A 20,773-nucleotide genomic window follows, 5' to 3' on the forward strand; every position below is an offset into this window, starting at 1 on the left:
AGCCTAAGAATCATGAAGAACCGTTTAATCAATTAAAATACTACTTTTCTGGTAGTTATCACTGCGTCGGTAATAAAAACCTTACTTGGATTATAATTTAGCTTTCAATGATTGTAAATATCAAATTACGAATAATTTTATAAAAAATAAAATTAATGTTCGTGTTTTATTATTGACTTTTATTCGTCTGCTAACTAAAATATAGAGAATATTGAGTATGGTGAGGAGGATATAAATGATAATCAATGATACTGTTTTACGGAATGATTGGATTGTTGCTTGTAAAATAGATGAGGTAAAGGAAGAGCCATTGCAAGTAATAATCATGGGTGAAAGGATTGTTCTTTTTCGCAATGAACAGGGAATTCATGCCTTTAAAGACTTATGTATCCATCGCGGTTCCGCTCTTTCACTCGGCTGCGTAAAAGACGGGAACCTCGTTTGCCCATACCATGGCTGGGAATATAATTCGGAAGGGGCATGTACTAAAATCCCACAGCTTCCTGAAGGAAAGTCGATTCCATTAAAAGCAAAAGCGATTAAATATTCATGCAGAACAGAGTATGGATTTGTATGGGTAAATTTCAATAATAATAATCCTGAGTTCTTATCGTATCCCGAATTTAATGATGATAATTACCGCAATGTATTGTGGGGACCACAGGAAGTGAATGCAAATCCGCCAAGAATTGTCGAGAACTTCCTTGATGTAGGGCATCTTTCTTTTATCCATGAAGGATTTCTTGGAGTACCTGAGCATCCAGTCATTGGCGATTATGATGTGCAGTCTGAAGGTGATCGAATTTTCTCAGATGAAATTGCCATTTTCCAGCCTGATCCAGATGGCTCCGGTCAATCAAAGGATGTTTATTACACCTATGAAATTGTTCGGCCGCTAACCGTACGATTTACTAAAAGAGATCCTGATACAGACAATAGGATGACAATCCTACTGACGGTTCTCCCTGTCGCAGAAGGAAAGTCCGTTGCCTTTGGAATTATGTCAGTTAACTATGAAACTGGTACAAGTGACCAAGAAATGATAGATTTTCAGGATATGATTTTCGCTCAGGACAAGCCTATTGTAGAAAACCAAAAACCGGAGGACTTACCACTGGATTTGCAAGTAGAACTTTCTTTAAAATGTGACCGGATGAGCATTGCCTATCGCCAATATTTAAAGAAACTCGGTGTGACACTAGGTACGGAATAGATATTTTAATTTAAAATGCGGGTTTAAACAAATAGATTGAAAAGTAAAAGCATCCAGGAAGAAGAGGATTTCCCCTTTTTCCTGGATGCTTAATTTCGATATAAAAAAGATAAAAGTAAGTTCTGTAAATCCCTATATAAGTAATAATTGGGGATTTACTTTTTTTCACCACCCTAAAATAAATTAGGTCATGGAAATATACCAGGCCAATCCTCCGATTGCACCAAAAATCACGATTATATAAATGACCGTTAACCGGATAGTGTTAGGTTTTGTGGAACTTTTATAGTTTTCATCATGTTTTCCTAAAAGTGCAATGGTGCCAATAAATGCGGCTATTAAAACGATGATGATAAAGCCCATAGCAAACTCCATATCTGTTCCTCCTCCATTCAATTATTTTTCAAAAGAACTCAAACTATAACAGGGTAAAATAATTTCATTAAAAAATATTAACTAAGTCATAAGAGTTTCATTGTATGACTCTTATATTAATGATATTTTTATTAAATGAGACCATCCAATTAGCAATAAAAGAGACCATCCACTTTATTTTTATTGAAATTACGTAATTTACGAAATTGAGAGGTGTGAAAAATTTGGGGTGGAAACCAAATCGTACAGAGAAAAGACCCATTTATAAACAAATTGCCAATTTTATTGAGCAGGAAATTGCTACAGGAGTGTATACGTCGGAAAGCATCTTGCCTTCAGAACGTGTTTTAGCAGAAAAGCTGCAAGTGAATCGCAGTACAGTGATCGCAGCTTATGAAGAACTCCAATCGCTTGGTATTGTAGAGAGAAAAAAAGGAAGTGGAACCCGTGTTAGTACAGATATTTGGGGATTAGAACACAGGCGAATTCCAAACTGGAATCGATATTTAGAGGGTGGTTCTTTTCTGCCCAACCTTCCATTAGTGCAAAGAATTCGCAAGGAAACCCAGGAAAATGATCTTATAAATATGGCTAGTGGTGAATTGTCATCTCATTTATTTCCAAATGAGCAATTCAGAAATATTCTTTCTGAACAGCCATTTACAGGCTTTCTTGGATATGAATATCCACAAGGGAATGAAGAGTTAAGAAGTACGATTGCTTCACATGTGAATGAGACGAGGAAGATTAAAACACTTCCTTCATCCATTCTTATCACATCGGGTGCTCAGCAAGCCCTACATTTAATTGTTCAATGCCTGCTTAAACCTGGTGACGCTGTTGCCATTGAGGATCCATCCTATTGTTATTCTCTTCCTATTTTCCGAACGGCAGGTTTAAAAATTTTCCGATTATCTGTGGATGCAGACGGGGTAAATCCGGATGACCTAATAGAATTACACAAGAAACATCGGATTAGAATGGTCTTTCTAAACCCTGATTTTCAAAACCCTACGGGAACGGTTCTTTCAATGGAGCGGCGCAAACAAATTTTAAACCTTTCAGCTGAATTTGGTATTCCAATCATAGAAGATGATCCCTATAGTTTGACCTCCTATGATGAAGTGGTAAATCCAACCTTAAAATCAATGGATGATAATGGAAATGTCCTTTATATAAGCTCTTTGTCCAAAATTATGGCTTCTGGATTGCGGATTGGTTGGGTTATTGGCCCTTCAAAAGTCATTCAACGGCTTGCTGACGCTAAACAACAAGTTGATTTTGGACATAGTGTTTTTCCTCAATGGATTGCCAATCAATTTATTGGCTCCGAGTACTTTCACCCACATATTCATTTTTTAAGAAAAGAGCTTAAACAGAGGAGGGATCAAATCGTTTTAAGCTTGAACCAAGAAATGGATGAAAAAGTAACATTCTATACTCCAGAGGGCGGAATTCATATTTGGGTCAAATTAAACAGGACTGTAGATGAGCAAAAATTACTAGAGGAATCTATAAAGAAGGGGATTGCATTTGTTCCAGGAAGCATTTTGGGTTCTGAAAAAGACTGTTTTCGATTTACATATGGAAGGGCTGAAACAAATTTAATCCATGAAGGGATTTATAGGTTTTCAGAGGCAATAAAAAGTCTGGAAAAATAGTCACGCCGAAATAAGTTCCCATGGAAAGAATAATGCCAGGCGCCATCCAAATTGATGGCGCCTGGCATTATTTATCATTTTAACATAATTGCTGCCATATTCTACTGCTATGAACGGTTGAATTTTGTTCGATGATGGAGTAGGCTGCATTGGTGATTGCTTGAGGTAGAGTATCACCCGTGGCGCGTATGTTATTAAAACCAACCTCGTAATCTCCATTTTTTGAAAAGGTAAATCCGAACTTCTCTAATTTTTCTACAATTAGCATTGCATGGTCGAGGTTATGCTCAGGTTGAAACTCCGAATCATAGATAAACAGATTTTTTTCATAATCAAACCATCGATCCCATCTATTTAATTTCCAGCCTAGTATTCTCCGCACGATTGAGTCAGTTTTGTTCATATCCATTACCCCTTTTTTATTATAATTTAATTTGTTGTATAACAGTAAATTAATTATTTATTATTGTATAACACAATAATGGAAACGACCATCTTTTTTTTACTTTTTCATGGATTTTTTTATATTAATCTGCAACACTCACTGTTTACAAAGTTGTACATTTGTATTTTTTTCTTAACAGATGTAAGAGTATATCAGCAGCCAAAGTGTAAGCCATTTTCAACTTACAAGCGATGGTAAGACGTAACAGGCAGGTTGGTACAATTCTTGCAACTATCGTGTAGAGCCCAAATTTTAATGAATGACTGCGGCATGATCTTTAACAAAGGAGGAATCTTTCGTATGTATGATTGGAAGGCAATCATATCAGATTTGCAGGACCTGCTAAAAATTAAAACCGTGCCAATTGGAATGAAATTATTCCAAACTCGAGCTGAAATGGAAGCGGTTCCAAAAATAAGACGGCCAACTCAGGTTCATACAACGGACCAAATTGTGGCTCAAGCTGCAAGACTTGGTTGGACGGTGGGGATCACCAATGAGGATTTAGTTGGTGCTCAATGTGGCGCTGTCATCGGTCTTCATCCGCAAGATGCAAAATGGATTGCAGGAAAAGAGTATGCTGGTGTCTGGTATGAAACTGCTGAAGATGCTGAACAACATCAAAAAGCAATGGAGGTCGTTCCTTTTGGGAGGTATGAGGCGATGGCCGTATCACCGCTTGTTTCAGGGCGCCTTCAACCGCCAGATATTTGTTTACTCTATGCAACCCCAGGGCAAATGATTTTGTTCATAAATGGATTGCAGTGGAGAAATTATCAGAAGTTTGATTGGAGTATTGTAGGTGAATCATCCTGTGCAGACTCATGGGGAAGGGCCTTAAAGACAGGAAAGCCAAGTCTGTCCATTCCTTGCTATGCAGAAAGGAGGTACGGGGGAGTTCTTGATGATGAACTATTAATGGCACTCTCTCCAGATGATTTGCTGAGGGCGATTGAAGGAATGAAGTATTTGAGCCGCAATGGCTTGCGTTATCCGATTCCACAATACGGCATTCAACAGGATGTTAGGAGTGGATTGGAGGTGAGTTACGGGAAAAGGGAGTAGTTTTGCAAGAATAAGGATACGATTCAAAAAAACGAGGGGTGACGGATAAGTGAGTGAGATTACTGCTTTAAATCGTGTAGCAATTGGTGACATTATTCGAAGGACAGCTGCAAAAAATCCTGATAAAACAGCGGTTGTTTCCGGTGAAAAAAGGCTTACCTATAAAGACTTTAACGATGATTGTAACCGTTTTGCACACTATTTGTTAGATCTTGGTTTACAAAAAGGAGATTCCGTTGCGACGATTTGCGGGAATTCCTGGCAATTCCTTGTTTCTATCTTTGGGATTGCAAAGGCAGGTTTAATCTGGGTTCCAATTAATCCTGGCGTTTCCTTTAATGAAAAGGTCTATATTCTTTCGGAAGTACAGGCGAAAGTACTCCTAGCTGACGAGGTATTTATAAAGGGGAAAAAAGAAGAGTTTTCAGCCATTTGTCCTGAATTAATCGTAATTGGCGAAGGAGCCCTGGAGGCGGAAAAATTTGAAAATACCCTTCAATCCAATCATACAGCAGAGCCTGAAGTAAACATCGGTGACAGGGATATTGCCCAGATTATGTTTACAAGTGGAACCACGGGAACACCGAAAGGAGTCCTCATTAACCATCAGGCTGTGTTCATTGCTAGCCTTGCTAATATCATTGAGGCTGGAATGGTGAAAGAAGACATTGCCACACTAATCATGCCAGTGTTCCATTGTGCCCAGCATGCACTGGTAGCATCCTTTTTCCATCTCGGGTCTACCTTAGTCATCATTCCAGGATATGATCCTGAAGCATTTATGAAAACGGTCGAAAAAGAAAAGATTACTTGGATGTTTGGTCTGCCTATAATGTATAGAGCTTTTCTCTATCATCCTTCCTTTAAAAAATATAATCTATCAAGCCTGCGCTATTGTTTATATGCGATGGCACCAATGGATCGAAATACGCTTGAAAAAGGGATTAAGGAACTTGGCTGTGATTTTGCACTGGGGTCGGGCCAAACTGAAATGTACCCAGCAACCTGTGTTTTCAAACCCGAAGACCAGCTTAGGAAATCTGGACCTTATTGGGGAGTTGCGTCATTGATTACCGATATAGCGATAATGGATGAAAAGGGCAGCCTGCTTGGTAAAAAGGAAGTTGGTGAAATCGTCCATCGCGGACCAAATGTCATGGATGGGTATCTCAATAATCCAGAAGAAACAAACCGGGCGAGACAGTTTGGCTGGCACCATACGGGAGATTTGGGCTACTTAGATGAGGATGGACTGCTCATGTTTGTTGATAGGAAGAAGGACATGATCAAAACAGGTGGGGAAAATGTTGCTTCGATTCAAGTGGAACAGGTTCTGATTTCCTATCCGAAAGTACTAAATGCAGTGGCGGTTGGGCTTCCACATGAGCGCTGGGTGGAGGCGGTAACGGCGTTTGTTGTCTTAAAGCCAGGGGAGACAGCCACAAAGGAGGATATCCTTGCCTACTGCAAAGAGCATCTTGGTAGTTTCCAAGTTCCAAAAGAAGTGGTAATTGTTCCTGAGCTTCCGCTGACAACCACTGGTAAAATTCAAAAGCATATCCTTAGGGATAAATATCAAAGCTTATATTCGAATAATCTTGTTTAGATGGTTAAGCACATTGTTGATTCTCTGTTGATTGGAGCGGAAGGCACGAGACTCCGGCGGGAGAAGCAAGTCTTGGGAGACCCCGCAGGAGCATAGCGACAAGGAGGCTCCCGGACTGCCCGCGGAAAGCGAAGTGCCTGGAGCGGAAATCAACAGGCAAGGTTAACAAAGCCTGCTATATAGGGGAGGTGGATAGTTTGAAAGAGTGGATTGTTCATAAAGCATTAACAAATGCTGCAGCAAAGTATCCGGATAAACCATTCGTACTCTATCAGAATGAGAGGATTACATTTAAGGAACTGGATGAGATTTCAGATAGACTTGCAACTGCCCTGCTCGAGGAAGGATTTACAAAAGGAGATAATCTAGCGATTTTGGCTTTGAATCAGTTGGAGTGGCTTTACACCTATTTTGCGGCAGCAAAGATTGGTGTCGGTGTGGTGGCTTTAAATGCTCGCTATCGTGAGGCAGAATTGGATTATATGCTAAACAATTCAAAGTCTAAAGGAATTGTTAGCATTTCCCAGCATCAGGGATTTGACTTTTCTGAATTTTTTCAACGGTTTCGTGACAAAATGCCTACAGTTGAAAAATATATATTTATTGGAAAGGGCTTTGAAGGAAGTTTAAGCTTCAGCGATTTAGTCCAACATTCAGTTGATAAAAGCAGACTAGATAGTTGCAAAAAGAAGGTAAAAGAAAATGATACTGCCATCGTGATTTACACATCTGGAACAACTGGAAAGCCGAAGGGAACGATGATAACTAATCGAAGTATTCTTGAGTCGGCGAATGCCCAGGCCAATCATTTGTCCATTACGGAAAAAGATTGTACCGTTGGAAGTCTGCCGCTCAATCATGTTGGCGGAATTACCTGTGCTGTTCATGCCCTATTATTGAAATTCGGTAGTATTGTGTTGATTCCCGAATTTATACCAGAAACGGTATTGCAAGTGATTGACCAGGTAAAACCAACAATCTTTGGTGGTGTCCCAACCATGTATCTCATGCTCTGTAATCATAAAGATATCGACCAATACGACCTTAACTCGATTAAAATAGGTATTGTTGGCGGGTCAAATGTGGATCCGAGTCAATGTGAAATGATTGCTTTACACTTCCCAAATGCCAAAATCATTAATTTATACGGCCTTAGTGAATCATCTGGTGCATGTATTTTGACTAAGTTAACAGATTCCTTAAAAAGAGTGCAGGAAAGTATCGGGGTTCCCATCGGTGATTTTAAAATTAAGATTGTTGATACAGAACAGAAAGAGCTTCCCTATGGTGAAGTGGGTGAAATAGCGGTCAAAGGGAACTTTAGGGCGAAAGGATACTTTGATCTTGCTGAAGAAACAAAACTCACCTTTTCAGAAGATGGCTGGCTCTATACGGGCGATATCGGCTATCTCGATCATGAAGGGTATGTTTTCTTGAAAGGCCGTAAGAAGGAGATGTATATCCAGGGAGGGTATAATGTTTATCCAGTAGAGGTTGAAAGTGTCCTCATGTCCCACCCGAAGGTATCATTTGCTGCTGGAATTGGTGTACCGGATTCTTTCCTGGGTGAAGTGGGTCTATACTATATTATACCAAAGGATGGGGCAACTTTATCAGAAGATGAATTGAAATTCTTCTGTAAGCAGCATTTAGCAGATTATAAGGTTCCAAGACAAATTGTTTTTGTAAAGAATCTTCCACAGACACCAGCGGGAAAAATACAAAAGTCTAAATTGAAGGAGCAATACTTAAAACAATTGCCATCAAAATAGACGAAAAACAACCATATAGGGCCTACCTATATGGTTGTTTCATTAAGATGAGGAGAATTTAACCTCTAATTCTTCAGTAATTTGATACTTTTTTATTTTTTGGTAGAGTGTAGTTCTGCTGATGCCAAGTAATTCAGCGGTTTTTGAGCGGTTTCCCTGGCAGGCCTTTAAGGCTTGCAGGATGACCTGTTTTTCAGTCTGATGCATTGAATGCTTTCGGTTAATCTTCATAGTTGACTCTGACTTTTCAGGTAGTGGAAGAGAAGTGGGGGCTTCAAGTAAATTCATTTCTTTCGGAAGATGACTCTTCTCTATCCAATTTGTTTGACTGAAATGAAAGGCTCTTTCCAAAACATTTTCTAATTGTCTAATATTTCCTGGCCAATGATATCGTTGAAAGCTGTGAATGACTTGTGGTGAAATCCCATTGATATTCTTGCTCGTTTTTCGATTGATTTTATTAATAAAATGAGTGCAAAGTACTGGAATATCATCAAGCCTTTCTCTTAATGGAGGGATGTGTAAATGGATGACGTGTATACGGTAATAGAGATCCTCTCTAAATTTACCTCGGTTAATAAGCTCAGCTAAATCTTTATTGGTTGCCGAAATAATTCTTACGTTCACTTTGGTTGGTTTAGTTGCACCAATTCTTTCAAACTCCTGTTCTTGCAGCACTCTTAAAAGCTTTACTTGTAGGGAAAGGGGCATATCGCCAATTTCATCCAAAAAGAGTGTGCCATTATCGGCTAATTCAAATTTTCCAGGTTTGCCTCCTTTTTTTGCCCCCGTAAAGGCTCCATCTGCATAACCGAAGAATTCAGATTCCAGTAATTCTTCAGGGATGGCCCCGCAATTAACCTTAATAAAGGCTCCTTTCCGGCCAGATTCGTTATGGATGCCTTCTGCAAACAGTTCTTTGCCTGTACCACTTTCACCTGTAATGATGACATTGGATAAAGATTTCGCTGCGATTACGGCATCCTGTTTGAATTTTTCCATTTGCGGATTGTGAGTGATAACATGGTCAAAGGGGCTGGTATCTTTGGAGATACGATACAATTCTCCGCGGTAGTATGAAATCTCACTTTCTAGTTTATCCATATGTAGAAAGATATCTTTCCAAGCTTCTAGTTGCTGAAAAATGATTTTTATGATGGCGCCAATTCTTTGCCCATCCTCGTAAATGGGCATTTGCGCAACAATACAATTTTGACCATGGATGGGGATAAGTTCGCCCTCCATTTTTTTTTCAAACTCCAATCGGGGACCTGAAGGAATCTGCGGTGCGATTTTAATAATCGATTGCCCGATGATCTCGTCATGATCATCAAGTTGAAATAGTTCCTTAAAACCCTGATTAACCATAGTAATATGGCCGTGCTTATCGGTAACAGCAACGCCATCGTAGGCCAATTCAAGAGCACTATCTAGAATTTTTTTTAACTGTTTCGTCGTTACTAGTTCATTTGCAATGTTCTCATAAGAGGTGACATCTCGTAAAACGGCCATGGCACCTGTCACCCTGTCGATTTCCTTGATGGGGATAAATGAAGCAATAACGGTAATGTTATCGTAGCGTATTCGCTTGGCATCCTGAATTTCTCCCGTTTTCAATGTTTCAATTAGCCACCTTCTGAATGGGGGAAGAAAACGGTCAATTGGCGCCTCTAATAAATGTTTGCCATTTAATTGGAGAAGGTTAAGAGCAGTTTGATTAAATGTGGTGATCCTCAGGTTAGAATCCACAGAGATGACAGCATCCTGAAGGTTTTCAATCAGCGACTTCATACGGTTTAGTGTATCCTGCAATACGGTCATATGGGAGTTAACCAAGTCTGACTTTGACATGATGCCGTAGACCTCTTGATTGTGGTCAAGCACGACTGCATGACTGACCTTTCCTTTTATCATGATGTCCCTTGCAGCAATGAGTGACTGATCTTTGTGGATTGTGATAACGCTTTCATTTATTAACGGTTTAATCTGATCATCGAGCGAAAGGTTATGTAGCAGTGCCCGATAGATGGCGTTTTTATGAATGATTCCAGCTAGTTTTTTGTCTTTTGTAATACAGCCAAGGTCAGCTCGATTTTCGAGAAAAGCGGCTATGGCTTCACGAATCGTACTAGTTAGCGATAGCTTGACATAATTTACGGTTGTAAAACTACTAACCTTCAAATATTCTCACCTCAGTATTCAGAAAATTAATACAATTCATATTATAGCGGTGATTTCCAGATATTACAACGCTTTTACTGTTCACTTCTTCGTACAACTGTTCATTTTTGTTTTCATTCGTGTTCAATTTCTGGTTGGGTTTTCAAATTTGTAATGGCAGAAAGCTGAACCAAACCATTTCTGCCAAACGGAGAAAGTTGGCACGTCTCTTGCATTATAAAACATAGTGAGAGAAAAAGTGAGAGGTGAAAGACATGGTCTTTAAAACGATTCTCTATGAAGAAAATGAGAACGTCGCGAAAGTGACGTTGAACGAACCAGAAAGGAGAAACCCGTTAACAGAAAAATCAACAAAAGAGCTCATCCATGCCATCCGGGAAGCGGACCGTAATCCCGCGATTAGAGCCATCATTCTTACGGGTGCGGGAAAAGCCTTTTCTGCTGGCGGGAATCTGAATGACTTTAAGAAAAATTTGGAACGAACAGCACCCGATCTTTATTTTGAAGGAAAAGAAAGTACGGAACTTTTCAAATTAGGTGCAGAAGTAACTACTCCATTAATTGCAAGTGTCAATGGTCCGGCTTTAGGTGGAGGGACAGGACTTGTCGCAATGTGCCAGCTTGCCGTCGCTTCGACTGAGGCCAAGTTAGGTTTAACGGAATTGAGGCTTGGATTGGTACCGTTCGTCATCATGCCTTGGGTCCGGCGTGCGGTAGGGGACCGGAAAACGATGGAAATGATGCTGACGGCTGAAATCCTTTCGGCAGAACAGGCAAAGGAGGCAAACCTCGTTCATCGAGTGGTCAGACCGGAAGATCTTGAATCGGAAACCTGGAAACTTGCCCAGCTTGTGGCTGGCTTTAGTCCACTGGCTGTCAAGTTAAGCTTGGATGCCTTTTATAAAACGGAACAAATGGATTTAATGAAGTCATTTGATTATTTAACTACGTTAAGGCTTGTGTCCTTTATGAGTGAAGATTTAAAAGAAGGTGCATCTGCATTTCTTGAAAAAAGACAGCCGACTTGGCATGGAAAATAATAAGGGAGAGAGCAGAATGGCGGAAATTTTGGCGGAAATGGCAGGAAACGTCTGGAAAATTGAGGTGAAAGAAAACGATGTTGTCAAGGTAGGTGACATCCTGGTCATTTTAGAGTCGATGAAAATGGAAATCCCGATTGAATCAACACATGCAGGGGTGGTAACAGCCATCAACACAGCAGAAGGAGAGTTTGTTCAAGAGGGCGATGTCCTTGTGAAGATTACCACTGATTAACGAATAGGAGGACATTTAGATGAAAAAGGTTAGGATTAAAGCTGCGAAGGGATTTTATGGTGATACTATTGAGCCTGCTGTTGCATTATTAACTGATTTATAAAAATGAGGTGAAAAGGGAATGACGTATGAACCGTATTTCACAGAGGAGCATGATCAGCTAAGAAAAATGATTAGAAGATTTGTAGAAAAAGAAATTGCTCCTTTTGTCGATGAATGGGAAGAACAGGGAGAATTTCCACGTTCGGTATTTACAAGAATGGGTGAACTTGGGCTGTTAGGCCTTCATTATCCTGAGTCTGTTGGCGGTCAGGGGGGAGATTATTTTTCTGGTCTGGTCCTAGCTGAAGAAATGAATAAATGCGGCTGTGGCGGCTTACCGATGGCGATTGCCGTTCAAACCGATATGGCCACACCTCCTATCTATAAGTTTGGAACGAAGGATCAGCATGAACGTTTCCTAAAGCCTGCGCTTAAAGGGGGAAAAATAGCTGCGATTGGCATTTCTGAACCTAACAATGGCTCGGATGTGATGGGAATTCAAACAAGAGCAAGGCGTGATGGAGACGAATGGGTCATAAATGGGACAAAAACGTTTATTACGAACGGAACAAGAGCCGATTTTATTACGCTTGTGACAAGAACCTCTGACGACCTGGGCCCAAAAGGGATTAGCCTTTTTCTGGTTGAAACAGATCGGCCAGGTTTCTCCGTTGGGAAAAAATTAGATAAAGTCGGCATGCGTTCCTCAGATACGGCAGAATTGATCTTCGACACCGTCCGCATCCCCCACGAAAATCTGCTTGGCGAAGAAGGCAAAGGGTTTTATCAAATCATGTGGCAGCTTCAGGGGGAAAGAATGATTGGCGCGGCCGGCGCGATTGGAAGTGCCGAACATGTATATGAACTTGCATTGAACTATGCAAAATCGAGGGAAGCTTTTCAGAAGCCGATTAGCAATTTTCAAGTCATTGCACATTTGTTAGCTGAAATGAAGACCCAAATTGAAGTGTGCCGCGAAATGACATATGCAACAGCTTATAGGTTCTCAAAGGGGGAAGTGCCCTCGAAGGAAATTTCGATGACAAAATTGGCAGCAGCCCAAATGGGACATTGGGTAGCAGACCGAGCACTTCAGATTTTTGGAGGGAATGGCTATATGGCAGAATATCCAATTGAACGTGCCTGGAGGGATAGCAGGCTGGCACGTATTGGCGGCGGTACCGATGAAGTCATGAAGGAGATTATTTCAAAGCAAATCGGCTTGTAGCAAGGGGAGGAGGATAACCATGTCGCATTGGATTTTTACGGAAGAGCATCAAATGTTTCGTAAAGCAGTACGAAACTTTTTGGAAAAAGAAGTAGCACCACAGATTGAACAGTGGGAAAAAGACGGTGAAACACCAAGCAGTTTATTTAAAAGAATGGGAGAGTTAGGGTATTTAGGGATTAAGTTTCCTGAAGAATATGGGGGAAGCGGGCTGGATTTGATCATGGAGGCTGTGTTCACTGAAGAGCTGTCTAAATGTGGTGCAGGTGGTGTCGGAGCTGCAATCGGAGCTCATACGACAATTGCGATGACCAATATTTGGAGATATGGCAGCCATGAGCAAAAACAAAAATACCTTGTACCAGGAATAAAGGGAGATCTCATCTCGGCATTAGCGATTACCGAGCCAAGCGGCGGATCGGATGTGTCTGCCATGAAGACAACAGCTAAAAAGGAAGGAGACTATTATCTTTTAAATGGCTCTAAAACGTTTATCACCAACGGTATCAATGCGGATTATGTGATAGTTGCCGCAAAAACCAGAGAAGAACCAGTCCACCGGAATGTCAGCCTGTTTATCGTCGAAACTAATTCCGAAGGGTACTCTGTAGGAAAAAGCTTGAAGAAATTAGGGTGGCGTTCATCGGATACTGGAGAACTATTTTTCGAGAATGTAAGGGTACCAAAGGAAAACTTGATCGGAAGGGAAAATGAGGGCTTTCTATATATTATGCAAAATTTCCAATATGAAAGAATGACCTTGGCATTAGGATGTATCGGAGCATCAGAAAAAGCGCTGGAATTGGCGATTCAATATAGCAAGGAAAGAATTCAGTTTAACAAGCCATTATCAGAATTCCAAGTGCTTCGTCACAAAATGGTGGATATGGCGGTGGATATTGAAAAAGCAAGGAACATCAGCTATCGTGCCCTTTACTTATATAACAAAGGCGAAAACTGTGTGACCGAAGCAACAATGGCAAAAGCATATGCCACTGAAATGCTGAATCGCGTGACCGATCAGGCTCTGCAAATCCATGGCGGGAATGGCTATATGATGGAATACCCTATCCAGCGAATTTGGCGTGATGCCAGGATCCAAACAATTGGTGGAGGCACCACACAAATTATGAATGAAATTCTTACTAAACAATTGGGAATCATCTCTTAACCAAGGAAAATCGAAGACTGGAACTCAATATCTCATAAAGGAAGTGCTGAAATTTGGAACGGGAAAGAAAAATCCTCGCAGAAAGAGAACGAATTTATCAAGGCGGACCAGATCAAGAAAAAATTCAAAAATTAGGGAAATTATTTGTCCGAGACCGGTTAAAGCTCTATTTTGATGATGAGCAGCCATATTACGAAACAGGCTTATTTGCGAATGCAACGAAAGAAAAACTACCCGCAGACGGAGTGGTGACAGGCACCGGGAAAATTGATGACCGTTTACTCTTTTTTATGGCAAGCGATTATACAGTTAAGGCGGGTTCAATCGGTAAATATCATGGTGAAAAAATATTACGGATTCAGGAATCAGCCATCCGTGGAAGACGGCCTATTCTATACTTGATTGATTCCTCAGGTGGCCGGATTGATGAAGCTGGCGGATACCATGTAGAAAAATACTCTGGAGGTAAAATTTGGTATAACCACAGCATGCTTTCAGGTCGTGTCCCGCAAATCGCTGTCCTCTACGGTCCATGTTTTGCAGGAACGGCCTATATGCCGGTGTTTTCTGATTTCGTTGTCATGGTCGACAAAATTTCAGGGATGGCAATTGCTTCACCGAGAATGGTGCAAATGGCAACCGGGCAAAAGGTAGATATTGAAGAACTTGGCGGCGCCACGATGCATACCACCAAAAGCGGATCCGCCGACTTTATCGCCAAATCAGAGGAAGAAGCCGCGGAGATTGTAAAAAAATTGCTCTCCTATCTTCCCGATCATTTCGATGCAAAGGCACCCGTTTTACCAGTAGCGGAACCTAGTCGTTCGCCAGAGGAAATTGACAACATCATCCCGATGGAACCGAACCGTGCCTATGATGTTCGCAAATTAATCGAAGCGGTTGTCGACGGTGAGAGCTTTCTAGAGGTGAAAGCCAATTACGCGAAAGAACTCGTTACAGGCTTTGGTCGATTGAATGGGAAAACAGTCGGAATTGTTGCCAACCAGCCAATGCAAAAAGGCGGGGCCATTTTCCCTGAATCGTCCGATAAAGGAGCGAAATTTGTCTGGACCTGTGATGCCTACAATATTCCGCTGCTGTATTTATGTGATACCCCTGGATTTATGGTCGGTACGAAGGTTGAGCAAGAGGGGATCTTAAGAAAAGGACGGAATTTCATTTATGCCAGTTCCACGGCAAATGTGCCAAAAATGTGTGTGATTGTTCGTAAAGCCTACGGAGCTGGTATTTATGCGATGGCAGGCCCAGCCTATGAACCAGACACAACGATTGCGCTTCCGTCTGCGGAAATTGCGATTATGGGTCCTGAAGCAGCGGTAAATGCGGTTTACTATAATAAAATTCAGTCTGTTACGGATCCAGAAGAAAGAGCAGTATTGGTCCAAGAACTACGGGACCAATACCGGGCAAGCTATGACATTATGAAGCTATCTGGGGAGCTTGTCGTCGATGATCTGATTGTTCCGAGTGAATTACGAAGAGAACTAATTAGGAGATACGAAACCTTTGAAAATAAAGATTTTCCACTTCCAGCAAAGAAACATTCTACGATATTAAGTTAGTAGAAAAGTTGTTTATTATTTTAATAGGGAGTTGAAGAAGTGATGGTAAAGGGTATCGGGAGCTGGCTTGTTAAGCATAGTAAAGTCCGGCCTGACCGGCTTGCGCTAATCTACAATGAAAGAAGATTTACGTATACCGAATTTAATGACAGGGTAAACCGTCTTTCAAATGCTTTTCTTTCTATAGGTGTAAGAAAAGGAGACCGAGTCAATGCCCTTTTATTCAATACGAATGAAATGGTAGAAGCGATGTTTGCCTGTGCCAAAATCGGAGCAATCTTTGTTCCTATCAATTTCCGGTTAAGTACGGATGAAGTTCTCTATATTGTGAATGATTCCAGGGCCTATCATTTCATTTATGATGCAAGGATGAAACCATTGGTAGATGAGCTGCGGACAAAAGAATCGTGCCTACTTGAATACATTCATGTTGGCAATAATCCAGGTGAAGACGATTCGGTCTATGAGGATTTGATTGCAAATGCATCAAACGAAGAGCTTGATTTTGATATCCGCTTAGAGGATGTTCATATGATGATGTATACTTCCGGCACAACAGGCAAGCCGAAAGGAGCGATGTTAACTCATGGGAATACGCAGTGGAACGCCATTAACAGCATCCACAGTACACCGTTTGACAACTCCGATATTACGCTGTCCGTAGCGCCGTTATTCCATATTGGCGGAATGAGTGTTTTTACGACACCATTGCTCTATAAAGGCGGTACCGTTATTTTAGATGATACGTTTGATCCAACCCGATTACTCCAAAAAATCAATGACGAGAGAATCACGTGTTTGTTCCTCGTCCCAGTGATGTGGCAGGCATTAACAAGTGTTCCGAATTTTAACTCCTATGATATTTCTTCCCTTCGATTTGCCGTATCTGGAGGTGCACCATGTCCGATTACGGTGCTTGAATTTTTTCAAGAGCGGGATATACCCTTTTATGAAGGCTTTGGTCTAACAGAAACGGCTCCTTTCGTCTGTATACTCGATAAAGAAAATACCATTCGTAAAAATGGGTCGGTAGGCAAGGAGCCGATTCATACGAATGTTCGAATCGTAGATCCTTTTGACCGGGATGTTCCCCCAGGCAAGGTCGGTGAACTCATTGTCAACGGTCCGAACGTAATGGCGGGCTATTGGAATAAACCTGAAGCGACGAAGGAGGCCATTAAAAATGGCTGGTTCTATACAGGTGACTTGGCAAAATTTGATGAAGAGGGCTTTATTTATATCGTGGACCGCAAGAAAGATATGATCATCACGGGTGGCGAGAACGTGTATCCAATTGAAATAGAGCAGGTTTTATACAGGCATCCAAATATAAGCGAGGCTGCTGTCCTCGGTTATCCAGATGATCAATGGGGTGAGTCGATTAAAGCAGTCATTGCCCTGAAGGATAGCAGCCAGTCCCTATCCGTACGGGACGTGGAAGCCTTTCTTGATGGTAAAATTGCCAAGTTTAAAATTCCAAAGCGGGTAGAAGTTGTCGATGCGTTGCCGCGCAATGCGACTGGGAAAATTTTGAAAATAGTTTTGCGCCAAAAAGTGTAAAAGGGGGATCAAACATGTACGATAAATATTTTGAGCATTTTGAAATAGGCGAACGGTGGAAATCGAGAGGACGGACGATTACAGAGACGGATCTTGTGATGTTTTCAGCCCTTACAGGAGACTTTTACCCGCTCCATATAGACATTGAGTATGCTAAGACTACCTTTTTTAAGCAGCGGATTGCACATGGAATGCTAGTTCTTTCTTTTGCTGTTGGACTGACGAAAATGGAACCTGACATTGTAGCAGCCAATTATGGAATTGATAAACTGCGATTTATTCATCCTGTATTTATTAACGATACGATTCATGTTGAGCTTGAGGTCATCGACCTTGAGGAAAAACCAAATGAAACAGGTGTCGTGACCGTAAAACAATCCATTCTCAAGCAGACTGGAGAAAAGTGTATTGTTGGGATTTCAAAAGCATTAATCAATAAAGAAAAAATGTAAGACCTCATGGGGGGATGTGGGTAAAGCACATCCTTTTACTTTTATTCAAGGGAAAAATTAACTAACAAGGAGGAGTTTGGGATGAAAGACCAAGTCATTATTATTACCGGCGGTTCAAGTGGAATGGGTAAAGCAATGGCCAAAAACTTTGTAGAAAAAGGTGCCCATGTCGTGATTGCTGGGCGAAATGCCGAAAGACTAGAAGAAACAAGACAGAGCCTTGAGCAGTATGAAGGAAAAGTTTTACCAATTCAAGTGGATATCCGTGACACAGAAAAGGTTCAATTTATGGTCGATGAAACGGTAAAAACCTTTGGTAAAATTGATCACCTCATCAATAATGCAGCAGGAAATTTCATTTGTCCGGCAGAGGATCTTTCTGAAAATGGCTGGAAGGCAGTCATTGACATTGTTCTAAATGGTACATGGTTTTGCAGTCAGGCTGTGGGGAAGCACTGGATTCAAAGCCAAACAAAGGGGAGTATCCTGAATATCATTGCTACCTATGCCTGGGGAGCTGCCCCAGGAGTGATCCATTCTGCTTGTGCAAAATCTGGAGTGTTAACAATGACTAGGACCTTGGCGGTGGAATGGGGCGGAAAATATGGATTCCGCGCAAATGCGATTGCCCCTGGACCAATCGAAAACACCGGTGGAGCAGACCGTCTCTTTGGTTCCAATCAAGCATTGCAAAGGACGATTGAAGGTGTGCCATTAGGCAGGGTTGGCCGGCCAGAGGAAATTGCCCATTTAGCGTCCTTCCTGCTTTCTCCGGGAGCGGAATATATCAATGGGGACTGCATCACAATGGACGGTGGTCAATGGCTAAAGCATCATTATTTTTAATAGTTTAAGGAAGAGATAAATGATCTAGGAGGGAAGAATGGATGGAGCCACCGGTTTTGTATAAAAAAGATGGAAATAAAGCGTATATTACCTTTAATCGTCCTGAAGCGCTAAATGCTATGACACCAGAAGGTTTTGAAATGATTGGCGGTTATTTTCTAGAAGCACAGCATGACAATGATATCCGGGTAATCATTCTAACCGGAACAGGAGAAAAAGCATTTTGTTCTGGCGCAGATTTGAAGGAAACCATTCCATTATTAATGGAAGGAAAACTTGATCAAGAAAAAACGGAATCGGCGATGCTGAAAAATGTTCCAGTCTGGAAACCGATCATTGCAGCAGTTAATGGTTTTTGTCTCGCGGGTGGGATGGAAATTTTAGAGGCAACGGATATAAGAATCGCGACTGAGAATGCAAGATTCGGGCTTCCTGAACCTAAATGGTCGATCATGGCTGCTGCTGGCTCACTTGTTAGATTAGTACGGCAGATTCCCTATTGCCGAGCCATGGAAATCTTGCTCACAGGGGAGCAATTAACTGCACTGGAAGCAAAAGAAATCGGACTCATTAATAAAGTGGTGCCAAAAGGACAATTGATGGAAGAAGTAGAAAGAGTGGCGGAGATTATTTGCCGAAATGGTCCAATCGCTGTTCAGAGTACAAAAAAAGCCGTCCTCCGGTTAATGAACCTACCGATGGATCTCGCCTTCCGTGAAGAGTGGAGTTATTCAGAAGAGGCATTTAAAAGCGAGGATTCAAGAGAAGGAATACGTGCCTTTATCGAAAAGCGTTCACCGAACTTTGTAGGAAAATAAAGTAAAATGGTGCCTGTCACCTTTTTTAGCCATGCATATGTCATTTGATTAATAGTTATTTTGAATTGTTCGTTGATGACTCTTTTGTGGTATTATTTGGTTATCGAAAATTAGGAGGAATTTAACATGTCAAAAAACATCAAAACATTTCTAAGTCAAAAAGTAGGAGTGGACTTTTAAGGATTAAAGCAAACTCCTACATTAATGAGGGTACTGAAAATAAACCTGAGTAGGAGATAATTAAGATATGAAACATTTAAAAGGTACGTTAGCAGGGCACAACATACGTGTCATGTTTTGGATTCAATTTTTTGGAGCCATTAGTTTTTTGGCACCAGTTTTGACCCTTTTTTATACAGAAAGAGGGTTATCATCTTCGGAAATTCTTATCGTTCTAATGTTTTGGAGCGGAGCAGTACTACTAGGTGAGGTTCCGACTGGTGTATTTGCTGACCGCTTTGGGGCAAAAATATCGTTTTTGACTGGAACTTTCTTAAAAATTATTAGTATCTTATTGTTATTGGTAGCGTATGAGCCGTGGGTGTTCTTTCTCTACAGCTTTATCAATGGATTTTCCGTCACATTCTTTTCAGGTGCGGATGAAGCACTAATCTATGAATCTTTAAAAGAAAGTGGCCACGAAAATCAAATGGATCGAGCGATGGGGAATATCCAATCAGCAGGATTTATTTCAATGATTTTTGCTGTTTTATTTGGTGCTTACTTTGCGAAGGATTTACAAAATGATCAGTTTATCCTGTTAATTTTGATGGGTGTTGCGTTTTATCTCATTGAATTAATCCTTGTTTTTCAAGTGATAGAACCTAAAAAACTAACCTCTTATCGCGAAAATCCATTCACACAAGTAAGGAATGGGGTAGAGGTTATTAAACAAGCACCTCAATTATTAATGATGTTCTTAAATGTTACACTCGTGTTTATATCTGCTGGAGCCGTCTATGGATATTTTGACCAGCCATTAATGACCAATGCGGGGCTTCCCGTCTTTATGATTGGTGTCATGTACGCCTGTGCCTCAGTAATGGGCTACGTTTCCTCAAACTCGATTGGGTGGCTGACAAGTCGGTACTCAAGAAAGCTACTGATGAACGTAACCGGTTTTTTAGCTGTTGGAGGTCTATTACTTTCTGCATTATTTGAAGAGTCGCTTTTAATGATTTTAGGTGCATTTTTCATTCTGCGATTCGTTCGAGCGATTCGATACCCAATTTACACACAATTGAGTAATGACTTGATTCCGTCTCAGGTAAGGGCAACAACAATCTCATTACTTTCTATTGTTGATTCTTTATTAGACTTAGTCGTATTTGGAATTTTATCAACCGTTGCACTTTCTGGGTATTCCAATGTTTTATTAGGCTGCGCGATGATCGCATTAATAGGTACACTGCTTCCGATACAGAAAGTAAAGCGTGAGGTCTTTGTTCCGGAAAATACAAAGCAGCTAATTTAATAAATT

The 20,773-nt window shown here is 40.9% G+C and carries 18 protein-coding genes; 15 read left to right on the plus strand and 3 right to left on the minus strand.

The annotated features are described in order from the left end of the window. Window positions 1–235: 235 nt before the first annotated feature. Window positions 236–1,213 (plus strand): aromatic ring-hydroxylating dioxygenase subunit alpha, encoded by a 978-nt coding sequence (locus NSS81_RS22975; protein ID WP_342430931.1) that lies wholly within the window; start codon window positions 236–238, stop codon window positions 1,211–1,213. A 183-nt stretch (window positions 1,214–1,396) separates the two neighbouring features. On the opposite strand, the gene NSS81_RS22980 is transcribed toward NSS81_RS22975, so the two are convergent. After that, window positions 1,397–1,588, minus strand: coding sequence for a hypothetical protein (locus NSS81_RS22980; protein WP_342430932.1), 192 nt, complete (start codon window positions 1,586–1,588; stop codon window positions 1,397–1,399). A gap of 224 nt (window positions 1,589–1,812) precedes the next feature. Here NSS81_RS22980 and NSS81_RS22985 point away from each other — a divergent pair, with 224 nt between their 5' ends. Continuing rightward, the gene (locus NSS81_RS22985; protein ID WP_342430933.1) at window positions 1,813–3,249 is read left to right on the plus strand and encodes a PLP-dependent aminotransferase family protein; all 1,437 of its coding nucleotides are present in this window, start codon (window positions 1,813–1,815) and stop codon (window positions 3,247–3,249) included. A 79-nt stretch (window positions 3,250–3,328) separates the two neighbouring features. On the opposite strand, the gene NSS81_RS22990 is transcribed toward NSS81_RS22985, so the two are convergent. Continuing rightward, on the minus strand, window positions 3,329–3,652 hold the full coding sequence (locus NSS81_RS22990) for a hypothetical protein (protein WP_342430934.1): 324 nt from the start codon (window positions 3,650–3,652) through the stop codon (window positions 3,329–3,331). 342 nt (window positions 3,653–3,994) lie between these two features. On the opposite strand from NSS81_RS22990, the gene NSS81_RS22995 reads away from it, so the two are divergent. The 3 genes from NSS81_RS22995 to NSS81_RS23005 all read left to right on the plus strand — a co-directional run bounded on the left by NSS81_RS22995 (window position 3,995) and on the right by NSS81_RS23005 (window position 8,137). Continuing rightward, on the plus strand, window positions 3,995–4,759 hold the full coding sequence (locus tag NSS81_RS22995; protein WP_342430935.1) for a DUF169 domain-containing protein: 765 nt from the start codon (window positions 3,995–3,997) through the stop codon (window positions 4,757–4,759). A gap of 49 nt (window positions 4,760–4,808) precedes the next feature. Next, window positions 4,809–6,365, plus strand: a complete 1,557-nt coding sequence (locus tag NSS81_RS23000) for an AMP-binding protein (protein ID WP_342430936.1) — start codon at window positions 4,809–4,811, stop codon at window positions 6,363–6,365. A 197-nt stretch (window positions 6,366–6,562) separates the two neighbouring features. Continuing rightward, window positions 6,563–8,137, plus strand: coding sequence for an AMP-binding protein (locus tag NSS81_RS23005; RefSeq protein WP_342430937.1), 1,575 nt, complete (start codon window positions 6,563–6,565; stop codon window positions 8,135–8,137). Window positions 8,138–8,179: 42 nt separating this feature from the next. Here the strand turns inward: NSS81_RS23005 and NSS81_RS23010 are convergent, their stop codons facing one another. Then, window positions 8,180–10,318 (minus strand): sigma 54-interacting transcriptional regulator, encoded by a 2,139-nt coding sequence (locus NSS81_RS23010; protein ID WP_342430938.1) that lies wholly within the window; start codon window positions 10,316–10,318, stop codon window positions 8,180–8,182. A 254-nt stretch (window positions 10,319–10,572) separates the two neighbouring features. On the opposite strand from NSS81_RS23010, the gene NSS81_RS23015 reads away from it, so the two are divergent. The 10 genes from NSS81_RS23015 to NSS81_RS23060 all read left to right on the plus strand — a co-directional run bounded on the left by NSS81_RS23015 (window position 10,573) and on the right by NSS81_RS23060 (window position 20,767). Then, on the plus strand, window positions 10,573–11,358 hold the full coding sequence (locus tag NSS81_RS23015; RefSeq protein ID WP_342430939.1) for an enoyl-CoA hydratase-related protein: 786 nt from the start codon (window positions 10,573–10,575) through the stop codon (window positions 11,356–11,358). Between the two features lie 16 nt (window positions 11,359–11,374). After that, a complete protein-coding gene (locus tag NSS81_RS23020; RefSeq protein ID WP_342430940.1) occupies window positions 11,375–11,593 on the plus strand; it encodes an acetyl-CoA carboxylase biotin carboxyl carrier protein subunit in 219 nt (72 codons plus the stop codon). Between the two features lie 121 nt (window positions 11,594–11,714). Beyond that, entirely contained in the window at window positions 11,715–12,863 is a 1,149-nt protein-coding gene (locus tag NSS81_RS23025) for an acyl-CoA dehydrogenase family protein (protein WP_342430941.1), read from the plus strand. A gap of 19 nt (window positions 12,864–12,882) precedes the next feature. Continuing rightward, entirely contained in the window at window positions 12,883–14,034 is a 1,152-nt protein-coding gene (locus tag NSS81_RS23030) for an acyl-CoA dehydrogenase family protein (RefSeq protein ID WP_342430942.1), read from the plus strand. Between the two features lie 53 nt (window positions 14,035–14,087). Further along, window positions 14,088–15,617 (plus strand): acyl-CoA carboxylase subunit beta, encoded by a 1,530-nt coding sequence (locus NSS81_RS23035; RefSeq protein ID WP_342430943.1) that lies wholly within the window; start codon window positions 14,088–14,090, stop codon window positions 15,615–15,617. Window positions 15,618–15,659: 42 nt separating this feature from the next. After that, the gene (gene menE, locus NSS81_RS23040; protein WP_342434130.1) at window positions 15,660–17,177 is read left to right on the plus strand and encodes an o-succinylbenzoate--CoA ligase; all 1,518 of its coding nucleotides are present in this window, start codon (window positions 15,660–15,662) and stop codon (window positions 17,175–17,177) included. 14 nt (window positions 17,178–17,191) lie between these two features. Beyond that, the gene (locus NSS81_RS23045; protein WP_342430944.1) at window positions 17,192–17,629 is read left to right on the plus strand and encodes a MaoC/PaaZ C-terminal domain-containing protein; all 438 of its coding nucleotides are present in this window, start codon (window positions 17,192–17,194) and stop codon (window positions 17,627–17,629) included. An 81-nt stretch (window positions 17,630–17,710) separates the two neighbouring features. Next, window positions 17,711–18,475 carry a 2,4-dienoyl-CoA reductase gene (gene fadH, locus NSS81_RS23050; RefSeq protein ID WP_342430945.1) on the plus strand — a complete coding sequence of 255 codons (765 nt, stop codon included), beginning with the start codon at window positions 17,711–17,713 and terminating at the stop codon, window positions 18,473–18,475. A 41-nt stretch (window positions 18,476–18,516) separates the two neighbouring features. Next, the gene (locus NSS81_RS23055; RefSeq protein WP_342430946.1) at window positions 18,517–19,293 is read left to right on the plus strand and encodes an enoyl-CoA hydratase-related protein; all 777 of its coding nucleotides are present in this window, start codon (window positions 18,517–18,519) and stop codon (window positions 19,291–19,293) included. Between the two features lie 247 nt (window positions 19,294–19,540). Continuing rightward, window positions 19,541–20,767 (plus strand): MFS transporter, encoded by a 1,227-nt coding sequence (locus NSS81_RS23060; RefSeq protein WP_342430947.1) that lies wholly within the window; start codon window positions 19,541–19,543, stop codon window positions 20,765–20,767. Window positions 20,768–20,773 lie beyond the last annotated feature (6 nt).

Origin of the sequence: Neobacillus sp. FSL H8-0543, assembly GCF_038592905.1 — a bacterium.
GTDB lineage: Bacteria > Bacillota > Bacilli > Bacillales > Cytobacillaceae > Neobacillus.

What these genes read in the sequence shown, in the direction of transcription:
- NSS81_RS22975 (WP_342430931.1), top strand. Translation starts at nt 236, where the DNA reads ATGATAATCAATGATACTGTTTTACGGAATGATTGGATTGTTGCTTGT.
- NSS81_RS22995 (WP_342430935.1), top strand. Translation starts at nt 3,995, where the DNA reads ATGTATGATTGGAAGGCAATCATATCAGATTTGCAGGACCTGCTAAAA.
- NSS81_RS23055 (WP_342430946.1), top strand. Translation starts at nt 18,517, where the DNA reads ATGGAGCCACCGGTTTTGTATAAAAAAGATGGAAATAAAGCGTATATT.
- NSS81_RS23060 (WP_342430947.1), top strand. Translation starts at nt 19,541, where the DNA reads ATGAAACATTTAAAAGGTACGTTAGCAGGGCACAACATACGTGTCATG.
- NSS81_RS23020 (WP_342430940.1), top strand. Translation starts at nt 11,375, where the DNA reads ATGGCGGAAATTTTGGCGGAAATGGCAGGAAACGTCTGGAAAATTGAG.
- NSS81_RS23015 (WP_342430939.1), top strand. Translation starts at nt 10,573, where the DNA reads ATGGTCTTTAAAACGATTCTCTATGAAGAAAATGAGAACGTCGCGAAA.
- NSS81_RS22990 (WP_342430934.1), bottom strand. Translation starts at nt 3,652, where the DNA reads ATGAACAAAACTGACTCAATCGTGCGGAGAATACTAGGCTGGAAATTA.
- NSS81_RS23025 (WP_342430941.1), top strand. Translation starts at nt 11,715, where the DNA reads ATGACGTATGAACCGTATTTCACAGAGGAGCATGATCAGCTAAGAAAA.
- NSS81_RS22980 (WP_342430932.1), bottom strand. Translation starts at nt 1,588, where the DNA reads ATGGAGTTTGCTATGGGCTTTATCATCATCGTTTTAATAGCCGCATTT.
- menE (WP_342434130.1), top strand. Translation starts at nt 15,660, where the DNA reads ATGGTAAAGGGTATCGGGAGCTGGCTTGTTAAGCATAGTAAAGTCCGG.
- NSS81_RS23030 (WP_342430942.1), top strand. Translation starts at nt 12,883, where the DNA reads ATGTCGCATTGGATTTTTACGGAAGAGCATCAAATGTTTCGTAAAGCA.
- fadH (WP_342430945.1), top strand. Translation starts at nt 17,711, where the DNA reads ATGAAAGACCAAGTCATTATTATTACCGGCGGTTCAAGTGGAATGGGT.
- NSS81_RS23045 (WP_342430944.1), top strand. Translation starts at nt 17,192, where the DNA reads ATGTACGATAAATATTTTGAGCATTTTGAAATAGGCGAACGGTGGAAA.